Origin of the sequence: Bradyrhizobium sp. (assembly GCF_049586575.1) — a bacterium.
Classification (GTDB): Bacteria; Pseudomonadota; Alphaproteobacteria; order Rhizobiales; family Xanthobacteraceae; genus Bradyrhizobium.
Genome location: NZ_JBAVCF010000519.1, coordinates 1 through 2,286 on the forward strand (window position 1 = coordinate 1; position 2,286 = coordinate 2,286).

2 protein-coding genes are annotated in these 2,286 nt (G+C 58.0%); one reads left to right on the forward strand and one right to left on the reverse strand.

Translation table 11 applies throughout. The annotated features are described in order from the left end of the window. Window positions 1-127: 127 nt before the first annotated feature. Window positions 128-1,399 carry a serine hydrolase domain-containing protein gene (locus WB528_RS19550; RefSeq protein WP_423890042.1) on the reverse strand — a complete coding sequence of 424 codons (1,272 nt, stop codon included), beginning with the start codon at window positions 1,397-1,399 and terminating at the stop codon, window positions 128-130. A gap of 328 nt (window positions 1,400-1,727) precedes the next feature. On the opposite strand from WB528_RS19550, the gene WB528_RS19555 reads away from it, so the two are divergent. Continuing rightward, window positions 1,728-2,286, forward strand: a 559-nt coding sequence (locus WB528_RS19555) for a hypothetical protein (protein ID WP_423890043.1), incomplete at its 3' end; no start/stop codon positions are given.

Genomic DNA, 2,286 nt, shown 5'->3' on the forward strand with positions numbered 1-2,286 from the left:
TTTGGATTCTTCGTGCGCGCATCGAATATTGAATCCAAGCCCAATGCCGGCGCAAAAGCAACCATCCATTGGACCTCATCGTCAGAGCTTTTGGCAGAGCAAAAGTGTCCCGGCGAGATCTTGAAGCTCAGCGCCCAACAGGGTTGGCGAAGGCGTCGTAGACCAGTTTGCGAAACGCGACCCTGATAGGGCCGCGCTCGTTATCGGTCTGCTCCATCAGCAGGTAGAACATGTCGAGCTTGGGATCGATGCCAATATAGGTGCCGCTCAAACTGTCCCACTTCAGCTCGCCAATAGAACCCGGCTGCTTCGCTTCTCCCGCACTGGTGCGCACGGCCAAGCCATATCCGTAACCAAAACCGTCACCGGGGAAGTAAAAATAGTCGTGGCCGATGCCGCTGCCCGGACCGACGTGGTCGGTCGTCATATCCTTGAACGCGGCCGGGCTGAGATAACGCTTGCCTTCGAAGGTGCCGCCATCGAGCAGCATTTGCGCGAAGCGCGCATAATCAATTGTCGTCGAGACCAGCCCGCCACCGCCGGATTCCCACCCAGGATGGGATCGGCGCCTGCGCTCCTGCTCGATGAGGTTCAGATCGGTCGGTAATGGCTCCGCCCTCAATGCGAGCTCCTCGCGCGTATCGAGCACGAATTTGGTGTGCTTCATTCCGAGCGGATCAAAGATCGACCGTTTCATGAATTGATAAAGCGTCTCACCCGAGGCGACCTCGATCACGCGGCCGAGTACGTCGGCCGAATGACCATAACGCCAGAATGTGCCGGGTTGGCGCGTGAGCGGCAGTTTGCCAATCCGCTTCGCAAACTCAGCGTTATCGAACTGCCCGTCGAACAGATGACCTCCATCATAGAGCTTTTTGACCCAGCCGCCGACATAGCCGCCGGAGATGCCCGAGGTTTGCAGGAGCAGATCCCTGATCGTCGGTTGCCGCACGGCGGGAACGAGTTCGTACGGATCGCCCTGCGCATTGGCTTTCTCAATCGCCACCTTCGCGCCCGCAAAGGACGGGATGTATTTCGCCACGGGTTCATCGAGCGACAATTTGCCGGCATCAACCAGCATCATCGTCGCGACGCTCGTGATCGGCTTGGTCATCGAGCGAAGGGCGAAAATGGTGTCCGTCGTCATGGGAGCGCCAGTCCTGACGTCGCGCTTCCCGAAGGTCTTCAGGTAAACGGGCCGACCGTGCTGCTGGATCAGGACAACGGCGCCGGAGATCTTTCCCGTCGCAACCTTGTTTTCGAAGAAATCCCCGAGAACCTGAAGCTTTTCCGCCGACGGCGCATTCGCTTCAGCCGCGCTGGCGGTTGTGCTGACGTTTAGCGAATACAACATCAAGCCGATGATTAGGGCCGAACGCCTCGTGGAGACCGCATGCATCACACTATCTCGCCTCTAACGGAGACTGGCATGCATCGGCCGCGGGTGTCGACTATACGATGGCTTCATGGCGTTCATGCTGACCGCGACGCGATGACGAGCTGACGAATCCATCTTGTGCTGAAAAACGTTATGCCGAACGGCGCTGCGGCAGAGACGACGCCATGCATGGTAGCGGGAGGGCGCTACGTTCGGTCCCCCACCCAATTCGAGCCTTTGTTTTCAAAGACATATCGAGCGGCTTAAGTCATCATACAGGCAAAAGGAAGCTCCCCCTAAGAGCCCTGGGACGCAAAGTCTGAGGACTTCTTTATGATATGGGCACCTCATGGAATATGACCCCGCAGAACTCATAAAGCGGTCAGCCGCACGCAGAGCGTGGAACCCGGACACCACACCGCTGTACGGTTGCCTTACCGCCTTAGAGTTGCCCGACGAGACCTATGATCTTGGCTCCGGCTTGCGATTGCGCCGGGTGTACGTGGACATATTCGACTCGCCGATGATGGCATTTTCCCCGCCAGTCAAAAGAGGAACGGCACATCCGCCGCCGTGGGTAGCAGTGCAAGGTGGTTTTTCATTCCAGAGCCGAGTCGAACTTTCCATCGAAGCTGCGGGCGTACTGGACACCCTAACTCCGACCCTGACCGCGTGGCTCGTAGCAGCCTTGTTCAGGCTGAAAGTAGACTCGCCTGTGCGCATGCCCGTCATCGGCAACATGCCGTTTATGGAGATGGGCGCTGTATGGAGAACTGCGCTCGCTCATTCGTTCGAGGATGCGCCGCAGCATCTAGGCGTCTTTAGAACGGCCGTTTGGAAAGCCACTGAAGACGATCTTTCATTTGTCCGGGACCTGCTTCCCCAGGCAGGGCGGCTGTATCACCAAG